A 23,128-nucleotide genomic window follows, 5' to 3' on the forward strand; every position below is an offset into this window, starting at 1 on the left:
TCCCGATGTGTTGTTGTGTCCGCAATTGTGCCGAGATGCCGCGTTTTTGGCATCGAGGGATGTGTCCGAATCCGGCGAACCCATGCGACTCGACAGGGCTAGACTAGCTGCCAAGTCACCCGATCACTACCATGCATCTCGACCACAACGCCTGCTACCACGCCGTGCAATCGCGGGACCGTCGCTTTGACGGCTGGTTCTTCGTCGGTGTGACATCCACCGGCGTATATTGCCGCCCCGTTTGCGCCGTCCGCACGCCGCTGGAGAAGAACTGCCGCTTCTTCACCACGGCAGCCGCAGCGGAGCGCGCGGGCTTTCGGCCGTGCCTGCGCTGCCGGCCGGAACTGGCGCCGGGGCACAGCCTGGCCGAGATGTCGTCGAGCCTCGCGCGCGCCGCCGCCCGCATGATCGACGAAGGCTTTCTGCAAGAGCACGACTTGGCCGCGCTGGCTGCAGCCGTGGGCGTAACCGACCGCCACTTGCGCCGCATCTTCCGCGCCGAGTTCGACGTCTCGCCGATCGAGTACGCGCAAACGCAGCGCCTGCTGCTCGCCAAACAGCTGCTGACCGATACCGCCATGCCCGTCGGCGATGTCGCCTTTGCGGCCGGCTTCGGGAGCGTGCGCCGGCTGAACAGCGGCTTTACCGAGCACTACGGCTTTGCGCCCACGCGCCTGCGATCGCGCACGACGGCACCGCGCGCTGAAGACGGCCCCACGCTCATGCTGGGCTATCGCCCTCCGTTTGCGTGGCAGGCGTTGCTTGAGTTTCTGCGGGCACGTGCGGTCGATGGCGTCGAAGTGGTCGACGCCGACAGCTACGCACGCACGATCACGGTCGACTACGCCGGCGCGCGGCACATCGGCTGGCTTCACGCGCGCAATGTGCCGCAACGCCATGCGGTGGCGCTCACGCTGTCGCCCAGCCTGCTGCACGCCATGCCGCCCGTTCTGGCCCGCGCGCGACGGCTGTTCGACCTCGATTGCCGGCCCGATCTGGTGGACGCGCACCTCGGCACGCTGGCCGCCGAAACGCCAGGCCTGCGGGTGCCGGGCGCCGTGGACGGCTTTGAGATTGCCGTGCGTGCCATCGCCGGGCAGGTCATTTCGCTGGTGCAGGCGCGACGCATTCTCGGGCGCATGACTGCCGTGTATGGCGTGCCGTTGCCGCAATCGCGCGAAGGGCTGTCGATGGCGTTTCCGAGCGCTGCCGCACTGGCAAAAATTGATGCGCAAGCGCTGTCGGCGCAGACCGGTCTGCAAGCCAGCCGCGCCGCCGCCGTCGTCGAGCTGGCCCGCGCCATCGATAGCGGGAGCCTGCGGCTCGAACCGCTGGTGCCGCTCGCGCCCACGCTGGCTGCCTTGCAAGCGCTGCCGGGTGTCGGCGAGTGGACAGCGCAATACGTCGCCATGCGCGCGCTGGGCTGGCCGAACGCATTTCCGCTGGGCGATTACGTCCTGCGCAAACGGCTCGCCAACGGCGACGGCGCGCTTCCTACGCGCCGTGCCATGGTCGAGCGCGCAGAACCGTGGGCGCCGTGGCGCGCATATGCCGCCATGCATCTCTGGCACCGCGAGGATGCGCTCACGCAACCCGCTTCGCATTGACCGACCGCCATGTACCGCCACACCTTTGCCTGCCCGCTCGGCGATCTGCTGTTGACCGCGACCGACACCCACCTGACCGGCGCGTTCTTTCCCGGCCAGAAGACGATTCCCGTGAACGCCGCGCGCATGTCGCCGGGAGCGGAGGTGCCAGTCCTCCGCAAGGCACAGGCGCAGTTCACCGCGTACTTTGCCGGCAAGCTGCATGACTTCGATCTGCCGATGGCACCCCAGGGCACGCCGTTTCAGCAAGACGTCTGGCGCCTGCTGTGCGACATCGCATTCGGCAGTCGTACCACGTACGGGCAGATCACCGCGCGCCTGGGGCTCACGCGCGAACATGCGCGCGCGGTGGGCACGGCCGTGGGCCGCAACCCGATCTCGATCGCCATCCCGTGCCACCGTGTGGTCGGCGCGGATGGCGCGCTCACGGGCTATGCCGGCGGCTTGCCGCGCAAGGCCGCGCTGCTGCGGCTCGAAGGACATCCCGCGCAGGTTGGCGAACGTCTTCCCATGGCCGACGACGACCGCCAAGGCACCCTGGCACTGCTGCCTGCATATAACCCAAATCGCGCGGACAATGCGCGCACAGCACCCCAACAACGATAACGAGACCCCTTCATGCGCCGCTCCGACGTGCTCGAACTCCTCACCCTGGCAGCCCTATGGGGCGGCTCCTTCCTGTTCATGCGTGTGGCAGCGCCGCCTTTCGGGCCGGTTGCGCTCATTGCGCTGCGTGTGGCGATTGCTTCGTGCTTTCTCGTCCCAATGCTCGCCTTGCGCGGCGGCATGGGCGCGCTGCGCACGCACTGGCCGCATCTGCTGGCCGTGGGCGTGCTGAATTCGGCCATCCCGTTCTGCCTGTTCGCCTATGCCGAACTCACGCTCACGGCGGGCTTCACCTCGGTGCTCAATGCGGCGGCCCCCTTGTTTGCGGCCATCGTCGCTTTCACCTGGCTGGGCGAGCGGATGTCGTCGCTGCGCGTGCTTGGATTGGCGATCGGCTTCATCGGCGTCATCGTGCTGGTGGGCGGATCGTCTGTCATCGACGCAAAACAAGGCGGCGTGGCGGTAGCCGCAGCGCTGTCGGCCACCGTGCTGTACGGCGTGGCCAGCAGCTACACCAAGCGTTTCCTGACCGGCGTGCCGCCGCTGGCCGTGGCGACCGGCAGCCAATTGGCCGCCGCCATCGTGCTCGCGCCGCTGGCCTACTGGTTGTGGCCCGCGCACACGCCCACCGGCAGCGTGTGGTTGCACGTCGTCGCCTTGGGTATCGCATGCACGGGCGTCGCCTACATCCTCTTCTTCCGCCTTGTCGCGCACGTGGGGCCGACGCGCGCAGTGTCGGTCACCTTCCTGATCCCGGTGTTTGGCGTGCTGTGGGGCATCCTGTTCCTGGGCGAGCAGCTGACGCTCAACATGGTGATCGGCTGCGCGGTGATCCTGCTCGGCACGTCGCTGTCGACCGGCGTGTTCGCACCAGGGAAAAAGGCCCATGCAAATGCGGCAACCGCTGCACAGGATAAGGATTCGCTTCTGCGTTCCGGCCGCTGAATGGCCACGTTGGTCGTGCCCCGCCCGGCCGGGGCACCGCCCTGCGCCGGTCAAAACCCGGTTGAAGCCGACGCTTAAATCCGCAGTTGAATTCATGCGCAATGCGGTTATGTCATCTCCTCCCTCACATTGCGAAGGACTTTTTTGTGGATTCTTGCAGCGCGACAAAATGTTGACACCGCTGCGATAAATCGCCAGTTTGTAATGAATGCCCTATCGTCGCGCCGCCTCTGAAATTTATTCAATGGCGCCAGCATTACCTCCCCGGTCAGATTTAAAAAATCTGCACAACTGAAGTAGATACCTGAAACATCGACCAACGCGCACTCGATCTTAACGATCCGATAATCCGATTTGAGAAACTTGCATCATCGAAATCGGATTTCCGCACGCGTTGTGCAGATTTTCTTTGTTATGCTCGCCATCGGTCGATGAGGGGCGTGCAGGGAAATGGCATATTTGCTGCAAAGCAGCCGAATTCCCAATTGCCGGCGGGTTATCCGCTGCACAGCCGACTAAGCACGCTCCATCAAATACGTTGGATACGCGCATGCTGGACGTCTACCTGAATAAGCACCTGATCGGTCAGCTATCGTGCGGCCGCAGCGGTTGGGCGTTCGAATACGATTCTCGCTGGCAGACTTCGTCGCAGGGCTTTGATCTGAGCCCGCACCTGCCACGCACCGCCGGCAATATCGCCGACACGGCAAAAGCCCAGCCGGTACGCTACTTCTTTGAATACCTGCTGCCCGAACCGGCACGCAACACGCCCAAGGCTGCTGCCGCGGCGCTGGAGCATCTCGCGCAAGCGGCGCCGCATCTGGATGGCCCCCTGGCCCTGGTGCCCGCCGGCCTCAAACCATGCAGCGGCCGCGCCGACGGGCTGTCCGAGCGCGATCTCGTGCTGCAGTTCCAGCAAACCGTCGGACGGCCACCCCGCAGCACGCCGCTGCATGTGGCCGAACCTCGCGCGCGCTACGGCACCGACGCTGCCGCGACGTCCGAAGAAATCAGCCTGCCCTTCCTGTCCTCAAACGGCCTGCCGGTATCGATGTGGCTCGGCCGGTTTTCCGCACCGGCCAATGCCGCGCAATCGAGCCACTTTGTTCGGCTGGATCTGGGCGAAGGCGCGCACTTGCCGTACGCCACCATCAACCACTGCTGGGCGACGCTACTGGGCCGCAGCATCGGGCTGGACACGCCGTTCATCGGTCTGCGCCAGTTTCCCGAAACAGCCGCCGTGGTGCAGCGCCTTGATCGCACCCTGCGCTGCAAGAGCGACGATACGGCGCTGGTGCAGGCACGCTATGTCGTCTCGGCGGTGCAATTGCTGGGGCTCTCACCCAAACACCGCTTCCTGCCGATTACCGTCGAGCAGGTCGCGCAATGCGCGAGCCTGTGCGCGGACCCGGCTTCCGCCACGGCCGCGCTGTTCCGCTGGATGGTGTTCTGCCTGCTGATCGGCGGGCGCAATGCGTCAGCCGGCACACTGCATTTCCACATCGGTGCGGACGGCGTCCGCCTCGCGGCGCACGACCACCTCTTCTGCGCGGCGGTTTACGCCAACGAATGGAATGCCGATGAACTGGCGCCGGACGCACAAGCGCGCTATGAGGCCATCGACCAGGACGCCCTTCTCGCCCTGGCCGATCACCTCGGCTACGACGCCAGCCAGGCGCGCCGCGAGTTGCTGCGACTGATCAGCATGCTGGCGCCGCAGTCTTCATTCGTGGCGACGCATCTGTCTCAGGCGCTCGGGCATTCGCCGACACGCGCGGCGGAGATCGATTTCCTCGCGCGCATCCACCGCCATGTGTCCGAAACGGCACGGCGGCTGGGCGGCAAGACTGCTGAAGTCTGAGCTGAAGCGCGAGGCTGGCGCCCCAACAAACTTAGAGCGCAGCCAGGCTGACCGTGCCATAGCGGGCGTAGCCGTGCGCGGCCAGCGTATCCATAGCCTCAGCCTCGGCGCGGGCAAATGTCAGCGCGAGCGTATCGGGGCTTCCTGCCCCGCTGGCGAAGGCCTGGTAGGCCGCGAACGCCTCGCGCGGCGACACGCCGCTGCGTTCAAGCACCCGCTGCGCGGCCTCGAGCGCAGCACGAATCGCCGTCTCCCCAGGCGGGGCATCGCGAAACGCTAGCTGTAGACAAGACGTCGTCGGATTCATCCGCGTTTCGATGTTCGATTCACTGGAACAGCACACCTGACCCAGTCTAGGAAAGCGCCTACCGAGTGCCAAGCGTGGCGCTCGCCCCTGAGCGTGTTCCACCCACCGCGAATGATCGACCTCGGGATGCCCCCGGGTGCACATGCCGTGAATCGCGTTGCATAATCGAATCGATTGACGAAGCAACGACTTTGTTGGCGCCGCCATTACGACAGGAGACATCGATGATCACGCCCCCCATCCGGTTGAAACGCACCGCAGTTGCTTGGCTGCTGGCCAGTGCAGCCTTGCCGACGTTCGCGCAGATTCCGTTCAGCCCTGGCGGCGCGTCATCCACGCCTGCACAGGCTGCGGGCGCCACGGCCGGCGGGATCGACGTGGCGCAGATCAAACCGGCGGTGGATGCCGCGGTCAATGCCGAATACAGTCAGCTCGACCTGCTCTACAAAGACATCCACGCGCATCCGGAACTGGCGTTCCAGGAAACGCGCACTGCGGCCACGCTCGCAGCGCAGATGCGCAAGATCGGCTTCGACGTGACGGAGCATGTCGGCAAGACCGGCGTGGTCGCGGTCTATCGCAATGGGGCGGGCCCGACGATCCTGGTGCGTACTGAACTCGACGCACTGCCGATGGAAGAAAAAACCGGTCTGCCCTACGCCAGCCACGTCCACACGAAATGGCGCGGCGAAGACGTGGGCGTGGCGCATAGCTGCGGGCACGACGTACACATGGCGTCGTGGGTGGGCACGGCCAAGACGTTGGTCTCGCTCAAGGACCGCTGGCACGGCACGCTGGTGTTCGTCGCGCAACCTGCCGAAGAAACCGTATCGGGCGCGCAAAGCATGATCGATGACGGCTTCTTCAAGCGTTTCCCCAAGCCCGACTATGCGTTTGCGCTGCATACGGGCCCGGGGCCGTACGGTTCGATCGTCTTCAACAGCGGGCCGATCACGTCCAACTCCGACGGGCTGGAAATTACGTTCAAAGGTCGCGGCGGCCATGGCTCTGCACCCGACAAGACCATCGACCCGGTAATGATGGCTGCGCGCTTCGTGGTCGATCTGCAAAGCGTGATCAGCCGAGAGAAAGATCCGCAGGAATTTGGCGTGGTGAGCATCGGGGCCATCCAGGGCGGCAGCGCCGAGAACATCATCCCTGACAGCGTGCTGCTGCGCGGCACGATTCGCTCATACAAGCCCGCGGTGCGTCAGAAGATGCTCGACGGCATCCGCCGCACGGCCAAGGCCGTCACCGAGATGTCGGGTGCGCCGGACGCCGACATCAAGATCACGGAGGGCGGCAAGGCGGTCAACAACGACCCGACCGTCGTTGCGCGCACCGAGGCGATGTTCAAGACCGCCTTTGGCAACGACCGCGTGCTGCGCGTGCCGCCCATCACGGCCAGCGAAGATTTCTCGGCGTTTGTTGACGCGGGCATCCCGTCAATGTTCTTCTTCATCGGCGTGAATGATCCGCAGACGTTCTTTGCCTCGCTCAAGCCGGGCGCCAAGCCACTGCCGACCAATCATTCGCCGCTGTTCGCGCCCGTGCCGGAGCCGTCCATCAAGACGGGGGTGACGGCGATGTCGCTGGCGGTGCTCAATGCGCTGCAATGGAACAAGGCGTCGGGCCAGTAAGCCGGCGTTGATATGGGCGCGGCCCGTCTTGGCTGCCGAAGCGGCCGCGCTTTTGATTTTTCCGGAGGGGATTCCATGTTGAACCGTTTCATCCGCACGAGCGCCCTGCTGCTGTTGTGCGCCTGCGCCGCGGCACCCGCCCTGGCGCAAACCACGCCTGCCAACCCGGCCACCAACCGTCTCGACGAAATCATCGCGCGTGGCACGTTGCGCGTCGGCACCACCGGCGACTACAAGCCCTTTACCTACAAGAACCCCGCCGATGGCCGCTTTATCGGCCTGGACGTCGAGATGGGCGAGCGGCTGGCCAAGGCACTTGGCGTGAAGCTGGAAATCGTGCCGACCACGTGGTCGACGCTGATGCAGGACTTTGCGGCTGACCGCTACGACATCGCCATGAGCGGGGTGTCGGTCACGCTGGAGCGGCAAAAGAAGGCGTTCTATTCGATTCCGTATCAGCGCGATGGCAAGACGCCGATCACGCGTTGCGAGAACCAGTCGAAATACCAGACGCTGGCGCAAATCGACCAGCCGAACGTGCGCGCGGTGGTGAACCCGGGCGGCACGAACGAGAAATTCGCTCGCGAGCACCTGAAGCAGGCGCAGATTCGCGTCTATCCGGACAACGTGACGATCTTCAACGAGATCGTCGCTGGCCGTGCAGACTTGATGATGACCGACGCGGTGGAAACCAAGCTGCAGCAGAAGCTGCACCCGGAGCTGTGCGCCGTGCACCCCGAAGCGCCGTTCGATTTCTCTGAGAAGGCCTACTTGCTGCCACGCGACGTGGTGTTCAAGAACTTCGTCGACCAGTGGCTGCGGCAGACCACCGAGAGCGGTGAGTTCGCCAAGCGCTTTGATGCGTGGCTGGCGTATCCGTGGAATACACCGGCCAAGTAAGCGGCGTGAGCCGTGCTATGCCCGTGCGGCGCGCCTGGCAGCGCCGCCCATCAGCAACACAAGGCACACGCCGTTAAGCAGCGCGCCGAGCAGCCAGACCGTGCCGGGCCACACCGGCGCGGTCATCGCATACACCGCTGTGGCCGCCAGCGGGCCGATCATGGCGGCCACACTGGCGAGGCTGGCCAGCGCGCCCTGCAACTCGCCCTGCTCATGGTCACCGACCTGGCGCGAGAGCATGGCCTGCAGCGCCGGCATGCCAATCTCGGCCATGCAGAGCAGCACCATCGTCGGATAGACCATCCAGCCGGCGCTAATCCAAGCCATGGCCGCAAACCCGGCCACATCCATCATCACGCTCAGCACCACGGCGCGGCGCTCGCCAAGCGCACGTGAAATCGGCCCGGTCATGAAGGCCTGCGCCAGCGCATGCATCAGCCCATAAGCCGCCAATGACAAACCTGCGGCGCGCGTGTCCCAACCGAAATGCGCCTCGCCGTGGATGACCCACAGCGTTTGCGGAATCTGCCCGACGATCTCGATGATCGCCAGGACAGCCAGCAGCGGCAACAGCGTCGGCACGCGTGCCACGCGGCGCAGCGACTGCACCGGCAGCAGCGCACGCCACGCAAACGGCGCACGTTCGGCGCGGCGCGACTCCGGCAATGCGAAGCAGGCAACCAGGAAATTGACGCCATTGAGCGCCGCCGCCAGCAAGAACGGCGCGCGCAGCCACCAGTCGCCCAGCAGCCCGCCCAACGCCGGCCCAGCGATGAACCCCAGGCCGAAGCACGCGTTCATCAGCCCGTACCGGCGCGCGCGATCGGCCGGCGCTGTGATGTCGGCGACGTACGCTGTCGCCACCGCATAGTTGGCCCCGGTAATGCCCGCCACCACGCGGCCGACGTACAGCACCCACGCGTGCGGCGACAGTGCCATGACGAGGTAATCGACCGCAGCCCCCGCCAACGACACGAGCAGCACCGGCCGGCGCCCGTAACGATCGGCCAGGGCGCCCAGGATCGGCGCAAAGACAAATTGCATCGCCGCGTACGCCGCGATGAGCAGGCCGAATTCGAATGCGATATCGCCCGTGTGGTCCAGCTCGCGCAACAGGCTCGGCAGGATGGGCAGAATCAGCCCGACGCCCATGGCATCGAGCGTCAGCGTGAAGAGGATGACGGCAAAGGCAGGCATGCGAATGCGCCGCGAGCCCGTCGGGCGGCGGCGCTTCGAAAAACAGGAAGCCGAGATGATGCCGTGGAAGTGCGCGCCTTGCAGCGTCGCGCGGCGCTCAGGCGAAAGCCGCTGGCAAGCTTAGTGGAGGTTGGCTGGATCGCCGTGTTGCAAGGCCAGCGCGTCGCGCAGCAACGCGTCGGTCATGTCGCGGCCCAGGAGCGCCGGGTTGAAACGCGCCGAAAAACGCGTCGAGCAGGATTCCACTTGCAGCACCACCTGGCCCGGCGGCAGCAGTTCGATGTCGACGTGGATGACCTCGTCATCTTCGGTAAAGGAATGCAGCAGCGTCAGCGCGCGATAGCCGTCGGCGCGTTCTACGGCGGATTCCGTCCAGGACGGCGCCAGCAGCGCGCAATTGACCAGCGTTTCAGGCTCGTCAGGGCGATACAGATGCAGGCCCATCATGGTCGAAGCGGCGTCGGCCACGCCGGACCATTCGGCTGCAGGAATCAGATCCCCCAGCAGGCGGATGTCGTCGACCGCGGCGGCGGTCTGCACAAAGGCGGCGCCCAGGAAGAACGCGGTCTCGTCGCGGAAACCACCCGCCACGGTGTTGCGCCACAGGCGGTGGCTGCTCTTGCAGCCGAGCGCCACTTGCGACAGCACCTTGGCCGCACGCGCGCCGTCGGCGCCCGACCACTGCTCCACCGCGCCGTGCGAGAACAGGCGATCGGCCATCACCAAACCCACGCCTTCAGGCAGCACGCGCTCTTTCAGCCAGTTGGCCAAGACGTGCACACCGCTGAACGGCATGTCCGGACGCCCGATCGCATGCGCTCGCACGCGGCCGTTTTCCGGCACATGGAACGGCATGGCAAACAGCCTCGCCTGATAAGCGACGCCGTCGATCTCAAAACGGGCGATGGAAGCGGTGGTGATGGACATGATGGCCTTCCTGCTGCAAGGGGCGGAAAACGCCGCCCGTACCTGCATCAACGACCATCCACGCCGAATGTTTAGCCGCCACATTGGGGGGTCGAGGGGAGGGGAATCCCCATGTCTGTAATGCGACGCAACAATCGGGGACTTCAGCGCAGGAATTTTTTCCCGCGCCAGACGTCACACCTTCGCATTAAGGGTTATCCCGCATCTCACATTTTCATTTCAATTCAATGACTTATGCGCAGATTGCGGTGCTTGAAGGGTCACAATTGTTCTTATTTTTTGAACAAAGAGTTTAATAGAACTGCTTTTTTACCCTCCGAGCAACGACTAAGCTTATGCCATCGCGTTACCGCACCGCAGCAAAACTGCCCTGCGGCAATGCTCACCCCCCTGTTGTGGAGTCCATCATGAAGACCAAGAACCTGATTCTCGCCTCGCTGATCGCTGTTGCCGCTGTTCCCGCTTTCGCTGCCGGCGTGCAAAGCAAAGACCCGTACACCAACGGCCAAGCCGTGACCAAGGCTGATCCGTATACCGATGGCGCCCGCAAGGCTGACGTCTACACCGACGGCGCCGTGCGCAAGGCTGACCCGTACACCGATGGCGCGCTGCGCAAGGCCGATCCGTACACCGACGGCGCCCTGGTCGGCAAGGCTGACCCGTTCAGCGACGGCCAATAAGTCGTCCATCCGCTGTTCGCATCACCCGTATCACTCTCCCTCCCCGATGCCGGAGCCCTCGTTGGCGCCGGTACCGGCTTACTGAAGCGGCCTTTGTGGCCGCTTTTTTTTCGGCTACACCCCCAGAGTTCACATGGCGAGCCCGGACTTTTCCCCCTCAAGGCCGCGGCCGCACGTCCGATAGAAGAGAATGCATCCATTGGCGGGCAGCCTTTCCTTGAACCCGTTGCGCAAAAAAACGTGCTTCGCCACGGACTGATCTCTGAACATCAACATGCGCAAGCGCATCGCCATCGAACACCTGCGGGTGGGCATGTACCTCGACGAATTTGTCGGCTCGTGGCTGGACCACCCGTTCTGGCGGGCCCGTTTTCGCGTGGAAGACGCCACCCAATTGCAGCGCCTGCGTGCCAGCGGCGTACGTGAGGTGTGGATCGACACCACGCGCGGCACCGACGTGGCCGCCGCCAATGCAGCGCCTGGCGCGCCTGAAGTTCTGGCACCGCCCTCCTGCTCGGCCGACGCCAATATCGCGCCACGCCCGTTCACGTATGCGGAAGAAATGCGCCACGCCGCTCGCCTCATCTGCAAAGCCGAGGTGGCCGTGCAGGCCATGTTTGCCGACGCGCGCATGGGCCGCACGATCGAAGCGCGCGACGCACTGCCGTTGGTGGAAGCCATTTCGGGCTCCGTCGACCGCCACCCGAGCGCACTGACGAGCCTGGTGCGCCTGAAAGTGAAAGACCGCTACACGTTCCTGCATTCCGTAGCGGTATGCGCGCTGATGGTGTCGCTGGGCCGCCAGTTGGGGCTGTCCGATGACGAAGTCCGCGATGCGGGCTTGGCCGGCCTGCTGCATGACATCGGCAAGATCGCGATTCCGCCCGAGGTGTTGAACAAGCCCGGCGCGCTGACCGATGCTGAATTCCGTCACGTGATCGTCCACCCGCAGGCAGGACACGACATCCTGGCCGGCGACAGCAGCATGCGCGACATCGCGCTCGACGTTTGCCTGCACCATCACGAGCGCATGGACGGCACCGGTTATCCGCACAAGCTCGCGGGCGAAGGCATCTCGCTATTTGCGCGCATGGGCGCCATCTGCGACGTATACGACGCGGTCACGTCCGACCGGCCGTACAAGAAAGCATGGGAAGCCGCCTACGCGGTGCAGCGCATGGTCGAATGGCGCGGCAACCATTTCGACCCGATGGTGTTCAACGCCTTTGTCAAAAGCGTGGGCATCTATCCGGTGGGCTCGCTCGTGCGGCTGCGTTCGGGCCGGCTGGCGGTGGTCGTGCAGCATGCGCCCGGCGCGCTGCTCACGCCCACGGTCAAGGTATTCTTCTCAATATCGTCGGGCACGCGGATTGCGCCCGAACTCATCGATCTGGCGCAGACCGGCGACCAGATCGTCTCGCGAGAAGAACCCCGCGACTGGGGCCTGACCGACCTCAACGAACTTTGGATACACGGCGACTGATCCGTAGTTCCCTCCTGTGGCGCTTGCTGGCATGGCTTGCGCTGGGCTGGCTGACGTGCAGCGCCTCGGCCTTCGCTGAACCATCATTGCGGATCGGCTCCAAACGCTTCACCGAGTCGTACGTGCTGGGCGAGATCCTCACGCAGACCACAACCCCGCACGGCCCGGCCGAACACGTACCGGGCCTGGGCAACACCGCCATCGTTTTCGCCGCGCTCAGGAACGGCAGCATCGACGTCTACCCCGATTACCTCGGCACCATCGCCGCTGAAATCCTGCACCTGCCCGCGGACCAGGCTGCCAACCCCGATCAGGCCGCGCTGCTGGCCGAGGTGAACCGTGGCCTCGCCCCGATGGGCCTGGCGGCCGGCGTGCCTCTCGGCTTTGAAGACACCTACGCGCTTGCCATGCGCGACGCCGATGCCGAACGCGAACACATCCGCACGCTCGCTGATCTGGCGACGCACCCGGCGCTACGGCTTGGCCTGTCGCACGAATTTCTCGGCCGCGCCGATGGCTGGCCAGCCATTGCGCAGCACTACAAGCTGCCGCAGCACCCGACCGGCCTCGACCACGGCGTCGCCTACGACGCGCTGCGCGCCAGCCAGGTCGACGTGATCGACATTTACTCCACAGATGCCAAGATCCGCCGCGAACACCTGCGTGTGCTCGAAGACCCCGCACACGTCTTCCCGCGCTACGACGCCGTGCTGCTCTACCGCGCCGACGTTGCGCAACGGCACCCGGCGCAATGGCAGGCCATCAGCGCACTCGCTGGGCGCATCCAGCGCGACGACATGGTGGCGATGAATGCGGCGGTCGAACTCCAAGGCCAGTCGTTCTCGCAAGCCGCGCGGCAGTTTCTCGCCGGGCATGGCAATGCGCCGGCCGCGACACCGGCTCACGCATTCTTCACCCGGCTGACGGACGGCCTGGGGCGGCTCACGCAACGGCATCTGATGCTGGTGGGTATTTCCACTGGCGTTGCCGTGCTGCTCGGCGTGCCGCTGGGCCTCATGGCCGCGCGTCGCCGGATCAAGCAGCCGATCCTTGCCGTCGTGGGCGTCCTGCAGACGATTCCGTCGCTGGCGTTGCTGGCGATGCTCATCCCAATCGTCGGGTCGATTGGCGTGGTTCCGGCGCTGATTGCGCTGGCGGTCTATGCGCTGTTGCCCATCGTGCGCAACACCATCGTCGGACTGGAACAGGTGCCCGATGGCTTGCGCGATGCGGCATTGGCGCTGGGGTTCACGCCGTCGCAGCGCACGCGCGTGGTGGATCTGCCGCTGGCACTGCCGGTCATCCTGGCCGGCATCAAAACCGCCGCGGTCATCAGCGTGGGTACGGCGACCATCGCAGCGTTCATTGGCGCCGGCGGCTATGGCGAACGCATCGCCAGCGGGCTCGCACTCAACGACAGTGCAACGCTGCTCGCGGGCGCCATCCCCGCTGCGGTGCTGGCGCTGCTCGTGCAGGGCGCGTTCGAGGTGGCCGAATGGTGGCTGCGCCGACACGGCAGCGACACCCCGCTCCGCTGACGAGCGCGCGCGTGGGCGTTCCATTACCATCGCGGTCATTCCAGCCGCCTTACACGCCCCGCTTATGACCACGCTTCCGTTTTCCACTGCCCTGCTTGTCGCTGCGGCCGGCGTCTATGCCGGCGCCCAGAATGCCCTCGCGGGCGGCGGGTCGTTCATCACGTTTCCGGCTTTGCTGCTGGCGGGGCTCAACCCGCTGGGCGCCAACATGACGTCGACGATCGCGCTGTTCCCCAGCCAGATCACCTCATCGATTGCCGGGCGCAAACTGGCCGGCGGCGTCGATGCTGGCGAACATCACCTCTCGCTCAAGCAACTCATTGTCATCAGTCTGGTGGGCGGCGTGCTGGGCGCGCTGTTGCTGCTGGCGACACCGCCATCGTTCTTTGCCAGGCTCGTGCCGTATCTCGTGCTGTTTGCAACGAGCGTGTTTGCGTGGGGCAGCTTCCGCCGCAAGCCGCTGCACGCAGCCTCCGGCATGTCGACCACCGCGCTGGCGACCGCACAGTTTGCAATTGCCATTTACGGCGGCTACTTCGGCGGCGGGATCGGCTTCCTGATGCTCGCGGCGCTGACCGTGGCCGGCCAACAGGTGCGCATGGCGGGCGCGACCAAGAACGTGCTTGCCATGACGATGAATGCATCCGCCGTGGCGGTGTTTGCGTTCTCGCCGCAGGTCAACTGGACAGCCGTGGTGGCGCTGGGCATTGGCGGCATCGCGGGCGGATTTGCGGGCGCGTGGCTGCTGCACCGGTTGCCGGAAAAAGTGCTGCGCGGCTTCGTCGTCATCGTCGGCATCATCCTGACGGTTTGGCTGTTCATGCGCGCCTGAGTGCCGCATTTGAGGTTGGCTTGACAGCGTTTGTCCGACAGACGGTTCAGTCAACGTCTACTGTCTGCCGGGTTGCCGCTTTCCTATTGTGACGTTCGGGACGCGCAAGATGGCACGCCGTATGCGTGTCATGGAGTCCGCCCCGTTTCACAACAAGGAGAACGAGCATGCAAGCACGCAAGATGTCGAGTCTGGCCGCGGCGATCGCCGTGGCCGCCTGCGCGTGGATCGGCGCGGCGCCCGCGCAGGCCCAGCAAAAGGATCACAGCGCAGTGACGGGCGTCGACAGCCAAATGGAGGGCCCACGCACCCAGGTTCAGCGCAACGCTGATGCCGCTGCCAATCCCGGCTATCACAACAACGCCACCGGCGCGCAACCCGAAGCCACGCCCGGCACGCTCAAGCAGAAAGTCCACCGTGCGCATATGAAGACCGACAAGTGGGTCGACAAGCACGTCACGCACCGTCATGGCAAGGGCAAGGCGACGACGGAATCGTCCTCAGACCGCGCATTCTGGTCGCATCGCGCCAACCAGTGCGATTCGCTGGTGGGTGAAGCCCAGCGCGTCTGCCGCGAACGCCGCTCGGAAGCTGGCGGCAGCATGCAATAACCGTCTCTGCCCATGAAAAAAGGCCGACGTTTATGCGTCGGCCTTTTTCATTGCGGCGATGACTGCGTCAGACGATGCCGGTGGCGTAGAACACGGCAATCACGAAGAAAACGGCCAGCGTCTTGATGATCGTCACGCAGAACACATCGCGATACGCCTCGCGGTGCGTGAGGCCTGTCACGGCGAGCAGCGTGATGACGGCGCCATTGTGCGGCAGCGTGTCCATGCCGCCCGACGCCATCGCTGCCACACGGTGCAGAACTTCCATCGGAATGCCCGTCGCCTGCGCGGCCTGCACGAACTGATCGGCCATTGCCGCCAGCGCAATGCTCATGCCGCCCGACGCGGAACCGGTGATGCCCGCAAGCGTGCTCACCGTCACCGCTTCATTGACCAGCGGATTCGGAATCGCGCGCAGACCATCGGCCAGCACCAGGAAACCCGGCAGCGCGGCAATCACGCCACCGAAACCGTATTCCGAAGCAGTGTTCATCGCGGCCAGCAGCGCGCCCGACACCGCCGCCTTGCTGCCTTCGGCAAAGCGGCCCTTCACGGCGCGGAAGCCGAACACCAGCACCACGATGATGCCGATCAACAGCGCCGCTTCCACAGCCCAGATCGCGGTCAGCTTGTCGGCTTCAACCGTCAGCGGCTTGGGCAGGCCCGGCAACGCAACGGTGACGATCTTGCCGTACCACGTCGGAATCCAGCGCGTGAACAGCAGGTTCATCACGCCCACCAGCACCAGCGGCGACAACGCAACGAGCGGATGCGCGAGCGTGCCGGTGTCGGCGGTCTCGGGCTCGTTCACCAGCTTGGTAAGCCCGTGGTCGTAGCCATGGCCATTGCGCACGGCCGCGCGGCGGCGCCATTCCAGATACGACATGCCGACCACGATGATGAACAGCGCACCAATGGTGCCAAGCCACGGCGCAGCCCACGAGGTGGTGTGGAAGAACGTGGTCGGAATGATGTTCTGGATCTGCGGCGTGCCCGGCAGTGAATCCATCGTGAACGAGAACGCGCCCAGCGCGATCGTGCCCGGGATCAGGCGCTTGGGGATATTGCCCTGGCGGAACATCTCCGCTGCAAACGGGTACACCGCAAACACCACCACGAAGAGCGACACGCCGCCGTAGGTCAGCAGCGCGCACACCAGCACGATGGAGAGCATCGCCCGCTTGGCCCCCACCACGCGGATGACCGACGCCACGATCGAGCGCGAAAAGCCCGACAGCTCGATGACCTTGCCGAACACCGCACCGAGCAGGAACACCGGGAAATACAGTTTGACGAAGCCGACCATCTTCTCCATGAAGATGCCGGAGAACACCGGCGCCACAGCCGATGGATCAGTCAGCAACACCGCGCCCAAGGCGGCCAACGGTGCAAACAGGATGACGCTGTAGCCGCGATACGCGGCGAACATCAGAAATGCCAGCGCAGCCAGCACGATGATGACGGACATCGACAATCTCCTCGCATGCTTTTCTTTTAAGAGCGAAGGATTGTATGTCGCGATGCAACAGATTCCGTTACGCAATCACGCGTATTGAACTGACGGCGGAACTGGCGTTCAGCCGCGCCGGATGTGCGTCTTCGTCACGTCGACGATGACGATTCAATGACGATGCCCCCCGCCTCCTCCGTGCCCCCAGCCCCCTCCATGGCCCCAGCCACGTCCGCCCCATCCCCGGCCACCCCAACCGCGATGGCAGCCCCAGCAGCCGCCCCCACCAATCCACACGCTGCCGAAGACGGGCGCCGGGTAATAGGCCGGCCCATAGTAGTAATAAGGATCGTACGGATACGACGGATACACCGCCACCGGCGCAGGCGCCACGGCTGCAGGCGCGATCGGGTTGCCGTAGGCGTCGTAATACGGGGCGACCACGCAGCCGCCCAACAAGACGGCCGCGCACGCGGCCACCGCGCCCGGCAGGATGGCGGCTAAACGACGACCAAGTTGCGGTGTGCGGCTCATGATGTGCTCCGTTGGATGCATGCGCATATGCATTCGACAGTGTCTGGCTGATTCAATTCCAAGGACTTCTTATACCGCCGCAGCGAATCCTTGCCGGATCACTTACCATGACCGCTTCGCCGCCCGCGCTGGGGAGAGATCGAGGCAGGCGATGCCCATAAAACACTGGAGGACACATCCATGCAAGCCACGGCAGCGCCCACCCACGGCGATCGGGCACCGGCACCGGCCATCTCTGCAGCCACCCGACGCAAGGCCATCATCGCCGCCACCATCGGCAACGGCCTCGAATGGTTCGACTTTACGGTCTACAGTTTCTTCGCCGTCATCATCGCCAAGCTGTTCTTCCCCACCGGCAACGACTTCACGTCGTTCATGCTGACCGTCGCCACGTTTGGCGTGGGCTTCTTCATGCGCCCGGTCGGCGCCGTCGTACTCGGTGTGTACGCCGACCGCGTGGGCCGCAAGGCTGCACTCACGCTCACCATCATGCTGATGGCGATCGGCACGGCCCTCATCGGCCTCGCACCGACGTACTCGCAAATCGGTATCGGCGCACCCATCCTCATCGTGATCGCGCGGCTCATCCAGGGCTTCTCGGCCGGCGGTGAAGTCGGTGGCGCCACGGCGTTCCTGATCGAGTATGCGCCAGACGAAAGGCGCGGCTACTTCGCAAGCTGGCAGCAGGCGAGCCAGGGCATCTCGTTCATCCTGGGTGCCGCCATGGGTGCCATCGTCACGAATGGCCTGTCGCCCGAGCAGATCGATGCATGGGGCTGGCGTATTCCGTTCCTGTTCGGCCTGCTGATCGGGCCGGTCGGCATGTACATCCGCTCACACCTGCACGAGCCGCCCGCGTTCGAAGCACAGAAGGCAAAGGCCGCAAAAGAGTCGCGTCTGGCGCCGCTGTCGCAAGTGCTGCGCGATCACCCGCGCGAAGTGCTCGGCGGCTTGGGCGTGACGATTCTCTGGACGGTCTGCACTTACACGCTGGTGTTCTACATGCCGACGTATGCGAAGCAACAGCTCGGTCTGCCCCTGGGCGCGACATTCCAGTCGACGGCGCTTTGCGGTGCGATCATCTTCGTGCTGTGCCCGCTCATGGGCACGCTGTCCGACCGCATCGGGCGCAAGCGCATGCTGGGCACGGTGGCGCTCATCATCGCAGCTGCGGCGTATCCCCTCTTCCACTGGCTCAACGTCAGCCCGACGGTGCAGACGCTGCTGCAGGTGCAGGTGATCCTGGGTGTGTTGCTGGCGGCGTTCACAGGCCCGGCGCCTGCCGTGCTGGCCGAGCAGTTTCCGACGGCGGTGCGCTCTACCGGCCTGTCGATTTCGTACAATCTGGCGGTCACGATCTTTGGTGGTTTTGCCCCGCTGATCGTGACGTGGTTGATTGCCAGTTCCGGCAGCAAGCTGGCACCGTCGTACTACGTGATGGCCGCGGCGATCATCAGCGTGTTGGCGCTGTCGCTGATGCACGACCGCACGGGCAAGCCGATCGAAAAGTAATCGCTTGAAATAGCTCCTCCGCGAAGCACGAGCGAAAAACGGCCGGTGGATCAACCCACCGGCCGTTCGTCTTTTGCGCCCAGCAACGCAGCGTTTTCCAGCACACGCACACCCGGCGCATCCACCCGCGCCGTCATGACAAGCGCTGCCGCCACCGATTCCGCCGACACCGGTCGCCATGTCTTGGGCACCATCCATCCGATTGCGCACGACAGGCCTTGCGCAATACGTTCACCGAGCCGAAATTCTGCGCGTGTGCCGAGCAGCAGTGAAGGCCGAACCACCGTCACGGACGGAAAGCCGATCGACAGGATTTCCGCCTCCACTTCGCCCTTGCAGCGGTTGTAGAAAACGCGCGAGCGCGCATCGGCGCCCAACGCACTCACCAGCAAAAAATGGTGCGCACCCGCAGCAAACGCGCGCCGCGCCAATTCAACCGGATACTCGACATCAACGCGCCGGAATGCCGCCTGCGAGCCAGCCTGCCGGATCGTCGTACCAAGCGCGCAGATGACGATATCGGCAGCAAACGCTGACTGGGTTTCGGGCGCATCCAGGCGCTCGAAATCGACCACGCATTCGCGCAATCGACCGGGCGTCGCCGGCCCGGCTGTCAAGGCCGCGCGCCGCCGTACGAGCGCCGTCACGCTGCCCGCCCAGGGCTGCGCAACCAGACGACGCACCACCGCGCGGCCCACCAGCCCGTTGGCGCCGGCCACCAGAACGGCCGGTCCGCGCGGGTGCTCCGGCGCTTCGCCGCCGGCCGCGAAGCCTTGTCCGACAAGCATTTGCGAACTCGACATGATGTTCTCCATGAAGTTTGCACGGGCCCGGAAACACAGTGTACGGCGTCTGCCGAACCGGTTTTCGGCAGCGTCGCCTGCGCGCTTTCGGTGCGTTTTCGGCATGAGGGACGCTTGCGGAAATGCAAACAAACCCCGTCGATATCAGGTGTTTCCCGGATACCCGCCCGCAAACCCAGGCGGGGCAAGTGTCGGGTGCAAGCAACGGCCCGCAAACCCTTGCAGTTAGGGGATGTGCAACCCTTCGCAACGGTGATATAAAACGGGTCGCAGTACAACGCTGTCCAACAAACCTGAAGTGGGGAACTGACATGACGACCAAATCCGAACTCGTAGCCGCCATTGCGAAAGACGCTGAACTGAGCAACGCCGCCGCCGAGCGCGCGCTGAACTCCGCGCTGGAAAACATCAAGAAGACCGTCGCCAAGGGCGGCACCATCACGCTGGTTGGCTTCGGTTCGTTCTCGTCGGGCAAGCGCGCAGCACGCACGGGCCGCAACCCGCGCACCGGCGAAGCCATCAAGATCCCGGCAACCAAGACCGTGAAGTTCACGGCTGGCAAGGGCTTCAAGGACGCCGTGAACAAGAAGAAGTAATAGTCTTCTGCCGAGCCCGGCATGCGTGCCGGACCGGGAGACTTGCAAGGGACCCTACGGGGTCCCTTTTCTTTTGGTGCGTTTGATCTGGCGCAACGTCAGCCGACCGGCCACAAGGCCACCAGATAACCGACCGAACCGACACGCGCGACAACCGTGTCTGGATCGCCCTCTGCATCGAGCCATGCAGCCGCGCCCTGCGGTACATCGTCGGCGCCGATCGACAGCACGCCGTGCACGCAATACACCAGCCATTGCATGCCCCCATGCAAGCGCGGCAGCGAGCGGCGCTCGCCGGCTGCCAGGGCAATCGCCTCGGCGTGATGTGCCCAGGCGTCGCGCCGCGTCATCACGTTGAAATCCGACAGCGGCGCGTCAAGCGTGGCATGCACATCCGCTTCGCCGGGAAAGCGCGCGGGGGCTTCGCCGGGCGCCAGCATCACGGCTTCGGCGTCGGCGCGATGCATCGTCAGCCGGCCGCCCGCAATCACTGCAAGCGATCGGTCAATGCCGACAAAGCGCGAGAACGCCCCTGCCGCGTCCACCTGCGCAGTGCTCACGCGCCAGTCGAAATTGTCGAGCGTAGCGCCAGCGGGCTCGATGGCGATTTCGGTCGTGACACCGCCGCCGTTCTTCCACGGCATGCGGCGCATTGCATCTGCAGGAATCAGCTTCATGGGCGGCGCAACAAGTGATACGCCAGACGCGCCGCTACGCGCACGGTGCGGCGGTCCTGGTCGTATTCGGGGTTGGTCTCGGCGATGTCCGCTACACGCACCTTGCCCGTCGCACAGACGCGCTGCACCAGGGCCTCGAGCACCGGCAGCGTGATGCCGTACGCCGCGGGCGCGGACACGCCGGGCGCCACGGCAGCGGCCAGCACATCCATGTCGATGGTCAGGTAGACGTGATCGGCATCTGCCAGCCATGCATCGAGATCGGCCACGCGCGCATCGAGGTGGCGCTCCTGCACATCGGTGTCTTCCACGTAATGCGCGTGCAGCGCATCGGCGCGGTCAAACAGCGCGGGCGTGTTCGACAGGCGGCTCACACCCAGGCAGCAATACGTCAGGTCGATGCCGTGTGCGGCGCAGTCTTCGGCGATCTGGTCGAACGGTGTGCCGGAGTTGCCGGGGCGGCTCGTGCGCAGGTCGAAATGCGCATCGAAGTTGACGACCGCGAGACGCCCCCTCCAGCCTTGTTTCTGCCAATGCTGGCGCAGGCCCTGATAAGTGCCGAAGGCAACCTCGTGGCCGCCGCCGAGCACGACCGGCCGCGCGCCGGCATCGAGCAGTTCGCACACGATGTCGCCGAGTTCGGCTTGCGCGCCTTCCAGGTCGCCATCGTCACACGTGACATCGCCCGCGTCCGCTAGCACCGACAGGCCATGCGCGGGCACGTTGGCTAGCGCACGGCGAATTTCGCGCGGGCCCTGTGCAGCACCGGCGCGGCCATGGTTGCGCACCACGCCCGCATCGCACGCAAACCCGACCAGCGCAGGCACGCCAGACAACGTCACCGCATCGGCGGACTGCACGACCTGGAACAGGCGCGTCACGTCGCCGCGTTCGCCCGTGTCGTTACGCCCCTGCCAGATGGAGGCATCGAACGTTGCAGCTTTGGTCATCGTCATGCGCGTGTCAGCACCGCTTGCAGGAATGAACGCGTGCGCGCTTCCTTGGGCTCGCCAAAGATGACCGACGGCGGCCCGGCTTCGACGATGCCGCCGCCGTCCATCACCACCACCACGTCGGCCACTTCACGTGCGAAACCCATCTCGTGCGTGACCACAAGCATCGTCATACCTTCCTTGGCGAGCACCTTCATCACCTGCAGCACTTCCCCAACGAGTTCCGGGTCGAGCGCAGACGTCGGCTCGTCGAACAGCATCACCTTGGGCCGCATCGCCAGCGCACGCGCAATGGCCACGCGCTGCTTCTGTCCGCCCGAGAGGCTGGCAGGCATCGCGTCGGCCTTGTGTGCCAAGCCCACCTTCTGCAGCAGCTCGCGCGCTTCGGCTTCCGCCTCCTGCTTCGACTTGCCACTCAGCATGCGCGGCCCAACCGTGACGTTGTGCAGCACTGAAAGATGCGGGAACAGGTTGAACGACTGGAACACCATCCCGACCTGCTTCCGCAGTTGGTTCAACTCGCCATCGGGCAGCAACTTGCCGTTGTCGATCAGGCGCTTGCCGCAGATGTCGATGGTGCCGCCTTCGGCCGTCTCCAGCCCATTGCAGCAACGCAGGAACGTGCTCTTGCCCGAGCCGCTGGGGCCGATGACGACGACCACCTGTGAGGCGTCGACTTCAAAGTCGATGCCCTTGAGCACGGTGTGATCGCCATACGATTTGGTCAGCCCGCGGATCTGGATCATGGGCACATCCAGCGTGGATTTGAGAATTTGCGGGTGAGCCGCATTTGTCATGCTCATTGCACCATGCCTCCCGCACGGATGTTGCGTTCAAGCCGATGCAGCAGATAGCTGGCGGCGCTGGTCAGCACCAGATACACCAGCGCAATCGCCAGATACACCTCCAGCGAGCGGTACGACACGCTGATGATCTTCTGCCCCTCGTGCATCAGATCGTGGATCGTGAGCAGCGACACCAGCGCCGAGTTCTTGATCAGCGCGATGAACTCGTTGCCCAGCGGCGGGATCATCCGCACCACGGCCTGCGGCAGGATGATGGCGCGCATCGACTGCGCCGACGACATGCCGATCGAGCGTGCCGCCTCCATCTGCCCGCGATCCACCGACTGGATTGCACCGCGCACGATTTCCGACACATAGGCGCCCGAATACACGCCCAACCCCAGCACGCCGCACACGAACGCCGGCAGCAGGATGTCGAATTGCGGCAGCCCGAAGAACAACAGGAAGAGCTGCACCAGCAGCGGCGTGCCACGGATGAACGTCACGTATACCGTGCAGATGCCGTAGATGAATCGGCGGCGCGGGTTCAACCGCCCGATGCCGATCAGCAGGCCCAGCACGCAGCCGAGCACCAGCGCCGCGGCCGTCACCTCAACGGTGACGAGCGTACCGCGCAGGATGTCGTGCCAGCCGGCCCAGACGGGAGAAAAGTCCAGTTCCATC

At 64.8% G+C, this 23,128-nt stretch carries 23 protein-coding genes; 13 read left to right on the plus strand and 10 right to left on the minus strand.

The genetic code is table 11. From position 1 onward, the window contains the following. Positions 1 to 131: 131 nt before the first annotated feature. From NKG59_RS16190 to NKG59_RS16205, 4 genes are all read left to right on the plus strand, one after another. A complete protein-coding gene (locus NKG59_RS16190) occupies positions 132 to 1,607 on the plus strand; it encodes a DNA-3-methyladenine glycosylase 2 family protein (protein WP_253538713.1) in 1,476 nt (491 codons plus the stop codon). 9 nt (positions 1,608 to 1,616) lie between these two features. Further along, the gene (locus tag NKG59_RS16195) at positions 1,617 to 2,213 is read left to right on the plus strand and encodes a methylated-DNA--[protein]-cysteine S-methyltransferase (RefSeq protein ID WP_253538715.1); all 597 of its coding nucleotides are present in this window, start codon (positions 1,617 to 1,619) and stop codon (positions 2,211 to 2,213) included. Positions 2,214 to 2,225: 12 nt separating this feature from the next. After that, positions 2,226 to 3,158, plus strand: a complete 933-nt coding sequence (locus tag NKG59_RS16200) for a DMT family transporter (protein ID WP_253538717.1) — start codon at positions 2,226 to 2,228, stop codon at positions 3,156 to 3,158. Positions 3,159 to 3,708: 550 nt separating this feature from the next. Further along, complete coding sequence (locus tag NKG59_RS16205; protein ID WP_253538719.1) at positions 3,709 to 5,019, plus strand: HipA N-terminal domain-containing protein; 1,311 nt, start codon at positions 3,709 to 3,711, stop codon at positions 5,017 to 5,019. A 31-nt stretch (positions 5,020 to 5,050) separates the two neighbouring features. Here the strand turns inward: NKG59_RS16205 and NKG59_RS16210 are convergent, their stop codons facing one another. Further along, entirely contained in the window at positions 5,051 to 5,326 is a 276-nt protein-coding gene (locus NKG59_RS16210; RefSeq protein WP_024974928.1) for a hypothetical protein, read from the minus strand. Between the two features lie 224 nt (positions 5,327 to 5,550). Between NKG59_RS16210 and NKG59_RS16215 the strand changes: the two genes are divergently transcribed. Next, positions 5,551 to 6,966, plus strand: coding sequence for a M20 family metallopeptidase (locus NKG59_RS16215; protein ID WP_253538723.1), 1,416 nt, complete (start codon positions 5,551 to 5,553; stop codon positions 6,964 to 6,966). Between the two features lie 75 nt (positions 6,967 to 7,041). After that, positions 7,042 to 7,866 carry a transporter substrate-binding domain-containing protein gene (locus NKG59_RS16220; protein ID WP_253538726.1) on the plus strand — a complete coding sequence of 275 codons (825 nt, stop codon included), beginning with the start codon at positions 7,042 to 7,044 and terminating at the stop codon, positions 7,864 to 7,866. 15 nt (positions 7,867 to 7,881) lie between these two features. Here NKG59_RS16220 and tet read toward each other — a convergent pair whose 3' ends face one another. Then, on the minus strand, positions 7,882 to 9,063 hold the full coding sequence (gene tet / locus NKG59_RS16225) for a Tet(A)/Tet(B)/Tet(C) family tetracycline efflux MFS transporter (protein ID WP_253538729.1): 1,182 nt from the start codon (positions 9,061 to 9,063) through the stop codon (positions 7,882 to 7,884). Positions 9,064 to 9,183: 120 nt separating this feature from the next. Continuing rightward, on the minus strand, positions 9,184 to 9,990 hold the full coding sequence (locus tag NKG59_RS16230; RefSeq protein WP_253538732.1) for a hypothetical protein: 807 nt from the start codon (positions 9,988 to 9,990) through the stop codon (positions 9,184 to 9,186). 407 nt (positions 9,991 to 10,397) lie between these two features. On the opposite strand from NKG59_RS16230, the gene NKG59_RS16235 reads away from it, so the two are divergent. The 5 genes from NKG59_RS16235 to NKG59_RS16255 all read left to right on the plus strand — a co-directional run bounded on the left by NKG59_RS16235 (position 10,398) and on the right by NKG59_RS16255 (position 15,134). Continuing rightward, positions 10,398 to 10,670 carry a hypothetical protein gene (locus NKG59_RS16235; protein WP_252690787.1) on the plus strand — a complete coding sequence of 91 codons (273 nt, stop codon included), beginning with the start codon at positions 10,398 to 10,400 and terminating at the stop codon, positions 10,668 to 10,670. 274 nt (positions 10,671 to 10,944) lie between these two features. After that, a complete protein-coding gene (locus NKG59_RS16240; protein WP_253538735.1) occupies positions 10,945 to 12,153 on the plus strand; it encodes a cyclic di-GMP phosphodiesterase in 1,209 nt (402 codons plus the stop codon). Continuing rightward, a complete protein-coding gene (locus NKG59_RS16245; protein ID WP_253538738.1) occupies positions 12,135 to 13,691 on the plus strand; it encodes an ABC transporter permease/substrate-binding protein in 1,557 nt (518 codons plus the stop codon). Before NKG59_RS16240 ends, NKG59_RS16245 begins: the two co-directional genes overlap by 19 nt. Before the next feature lie 64 nt (positions 13,692 to 13,755). Then, positions 13,756 to 14,523: a sulfite exporter TauE/SafE family protein gene (locus NKG59_RS16250; protein WP_253538741.1), complete on the plus strand. Its 768-nt coding sequence runs from the start codon at positions 13,756 to 13,758 to the stop codon at positions 14,521 to 14,523. A gap of 167 nt (positions 14,524 to 14,690) precedes the next feature. Then, positions 14,691 to 15,134: a hypothetical protein gene (locus tag NKG59_RS16255; protein ID WP_253538744.1), complete on the plus strand. Its 444-nt coding sequence runs from the start codon at positions 14,691 to 14,693 to the stop codon at positions 15,132 to 15,134. Between the two features lie 67 nt (positions 15,135 to 15,201). On the opposite strand, the gene NKG59_RS16260 is transcribed toward NKG59_RS16255, so the two are convergent. After that, positions 15,202 to 16,602 (minus strand): GntP family permease, encoded by a 1,401-nt coding sequence (locus NKG59_RS16260; RefSeq protein ID WP_253538746.1) that lies wholly within the window; start codon positions 16,600 to 16,602, stop codon positions 15,202 to 15,204. A gap of 153 nt (positions 16,603 to 16,755) precedes the next feature. After that, complete coding sequence (locus tag NKG59_RS16265; protein ID WP_156158338.1) at positions 16,756 to 17,118, minus strand: hypothetical protein; 363 nt, start codon at positions 17,116 to 17,118, stop codon at positions 16,756 to 16,758. A 180-nt stretch (positions 17,119 to 17,298) separates the two neighbouring features. Here NKG59_RS16265 and NKG59_RS16270 point away from each other — a divergent pair, with 180 nt between their 5' ends. Next, the gene (locus NKG59_RS16270; protein WP_045202725.1) at positions 17,299 to 18,630 is read left to right on the plus strand and encodes an MFS transporter; all 1,332 of its coding nucleotides are present in this window, start codon (positions 17,299 to 17,301) and stop codon (positions 18,628 to 18,630) included. Between the two features lie 50 nt (positions 18,631 to 18,680). Here the strand turns inward: NKG59_RS16270 and NKG59_RS16275 are convergent, their stop codons facing one another. Continuing rightward, positions 18,681 to 19,433 (minus strand): oxidoreductase, encoded by a 753-nt coding sequence (locus tag NKG59_RS16275; RefSeq protein ID WP_253538749.1) that lies wholly within the window; start codon positions 19,431 to 19,433, stop codon positions 18,681 to 18,683. A gap of 311 nt (positions 19,434 to 19,744) precedes the next feature. On the opposite strand from NKG59_RS16275, the gene NKG59_RS16280 reads away from it, so the two are divergent. Then, positions 19,745 to 20,029 carry an HU family DNA-binding protein gene (locus NKG59_RS16280; protein WP_003272088.1) on the plus strand — a complete coding sequence of 95 codons (285 nt, stop codon included), beginning with the start codon at positions 19,745 to 19,747 and terminating at the stop codon, positions 20,027 to 20,029. A gap of 98 nt (positions 20,030 to 20,127) precedes the next feature. Here NKG59_RS16280 and NKG59_RS16285 read toward each other — a convergent pair whose 3' ends face one another. From NKG59_RS16285 to NKG59_RS16300, 4 genes are read right to left on the minus strand one after another with little or no spacing between them, the layout of a single operon-like run. Beyond that, positions 20,128 to 20,706, minus strand: a complete 579-nt coding sequence (locus NKG59_RS16285) for a HutD/Ves family protein (RefSeq protein ID WP_253538753.1) — start codon at positions 20,704 to 20,706, stop codon at positions 20,128 to 20,130. Beyond that, entirely contained in the window at positions 20,703 to 21,662 is a 960-nt protein-coding gene (gene hutG / locus NKG59_RS16290) for a formimidoylglutamase (protein WP_253538756.1), read from the minus strand. Before hutG ends, NKG59_RS16285 begins: the two co-directional genes overlap by 4 nt. Next, positions 21,659 to 22,462, minus strand: coding sequence for an amino acid ABC transporter ATP-binding protein (locus tag NKG59_RS16295; RefSeq protein ID WP_301288165.1), 804 nt, complete (start codon positions 22,460 to 22,462; stop codon positions 21,659 to 21,661). Before NKG59_RS16295 ends, hutG begins: the two co-directional genes overlap by 4 nt. Further along, complete coding sequence (locus NKG59_RS16300) at positions 22,459 to 23,127, minus strand: amino acid ABC transporter permease (protein ID WP_045202722.1); 669 nt, start codon at positions 23,125 to 23,127, stop codon at positions 22,459 to 22,461. The genes NKG59_RS16295 and NKG59_RS16300 overlap by 4 nt, the downstream gene beginning before the upstream one ends. Position 23,128: the final 1 nt, after the last annotated feature.

This window comes from Ralstonia chuxiongensis, assembly GCF_024158925.1.
GTDB lineage: Bacteria > Pseudomonadota > Gammaproteobacteria > Burkholderiales > Burkholderiaceae > Ralstonia > Ralstonia chuxiongensis.

Bases quoted from the DNA above. Each gene is read 5' to 3' on its own strand.
- NKG59_RS16230 (WP_253538732.1), bottom strand. From the start codon at position 9,990: ATGTCCATCACCACCGCTTCCATCGCCCGTTTTGAGATCGACGGCGTC.
- NKG59_RS16195 (WP_253538715.1), top strand. From the start codon at position 1,617: ATGTACCGCCACACCTTTGCCTGCCCGCTCGGCGATCTGCTGTTGACC.
- NKG59_RS16300 (WP_045202722.1), bottom strand. From the start codon at position 23,127: ATGGAACTGGACTTTTCTCCCGTCTGGGCCGGCTGGCACGACATCCTG.
- NKG59_RS16270 (WP_045202725.1), top strand. From the start codon at position 17,299: ATGCAAGCCACGGCAGCGCCCACCCACGGCGATCGGGCACCGGCACCG.
- NKG59_RS16260 (WP_253538746.1), bottom strand. From the start codon at position 16,602: ATGTCCGTCATCATCGTGCTGGCTGCGCTGGCATTTCTGATGTTCGCC.
- NKG59_RS16255 (WP_253538744.1), top strand. From the start codon at position 14,691: ATGCAAGCACGCAAGATGTCGAGTCTGGCCGCGGCGATCGCCGTGGCC.
- NKG59_RS16215 (WP_253538723.1), top strand. From the start codon at position 5,551: ATGATCACGCCCCCCATCCGGTTGAAACGCACCGCAGTTGCTTGGCTG.
- NKG59_RS16190 (WP_253538713.1), top strand. From the start codon at position 132: ATGCATCTCGACCACAACGCCTGCTACCACGCCGTGCAATCGCGGGAC.
- hutG (WP_253538756.1), bottom strand. From the start codon at position 21,662: ATGACGATGACCAAAGCTGCAACGTTCGATGCCTCCATCTGGCAGGGG.
- NKG59_RS16210 (WP_024974928.1), bottom strand. From the start codon at position 5,326: ATGAATCCGACGACGTCTTGTCTACAGCTAGCGTTTCGCGATGCCCCG.
- NKG59_RS16275 (WP_253538749.1), bottom strand. From the start codon at position 19,433: ATGTCGAGTTCGCAAATGCTTGTCGGACAAGGCTTCGCGGCCGGCGGC.
- NKG59_RS16250 (WP_253538741.1), top strand. From the start codon at position 13,756: ATGACCACGCTTCCGTTTTCCACTGCCCTGCTTGTCGCTGCGGCCGGC.
- NKG59_RS16240 (WP_253538735.1), top strand. From the start codon at position 10,945: ATGCGCAAGCGCATCGCCATCGAACACCTGCGGGTGGGCATGTACCTC.
- NKG59_RS16205 (WP_253538719.1), top strand. From the start codon at position 3,709: ATGCTGGACGTCTACCTGAATAAGCACCTGATCGGTCAGCTATCGTGC.
- NKG59_RS16285 (WP_253538753.1), bottom strand. From the start codon at position 20,706: ATGAAGCTGATTCCTGCAGATGCAATGCGCCGCATGCCGTGGAAGAAC.
- NKG59_RS16220 (WP_253538726.1), top strand. From the start codon at position 7,042: ATGTTGAACCGTTTCATCCGCACGAGCGCCCTGCTGCTGTTGTGCGCC.
- NKG59_RS16295 (WP_301288165.1), bottom strand. From the start codon at position 22,462: ATGAGCATGACAAATGCGGCTCACCCGCAAATTCTCAAATCCACGCTG.
- tet (WP_253538729.1), bottom strand. From the start codon at position 9,063: ATGCCTGCCTTTGCCGTCATCCTCTTCACGCTGACGCTCGATGCCATG.
- NKG59_RS16265 (WP_156158338.1), bottom strand. From the start codon at position 17,118: ATGAGCCGCACACCGCAACTTGGTCGTCGTTTAGCCGCCATCCTGCCG.
- NKG59_RS16280 (WP_003272088.1), top strand. From the start codon at position 19,745: ATGACGACCAAATCCGAACTCGTAGCCGCCATTGCGAAAGACGCTGAA.
- NKG59_RS16200 (WP_253538717.1), top strand. From the start codon at position 2,226: ATGCGCCGCTCCGACGTGCTCGAACTCCTCACCCTGGCAGCCCTATGG.
- NKG59_RS16235 (WP_252690787.1), top strand. From the start codon at position 10,398: ATGAAGACCAAGAACCTGATTCTCGCCTCGCTGATCGCTGTTGCCGCT.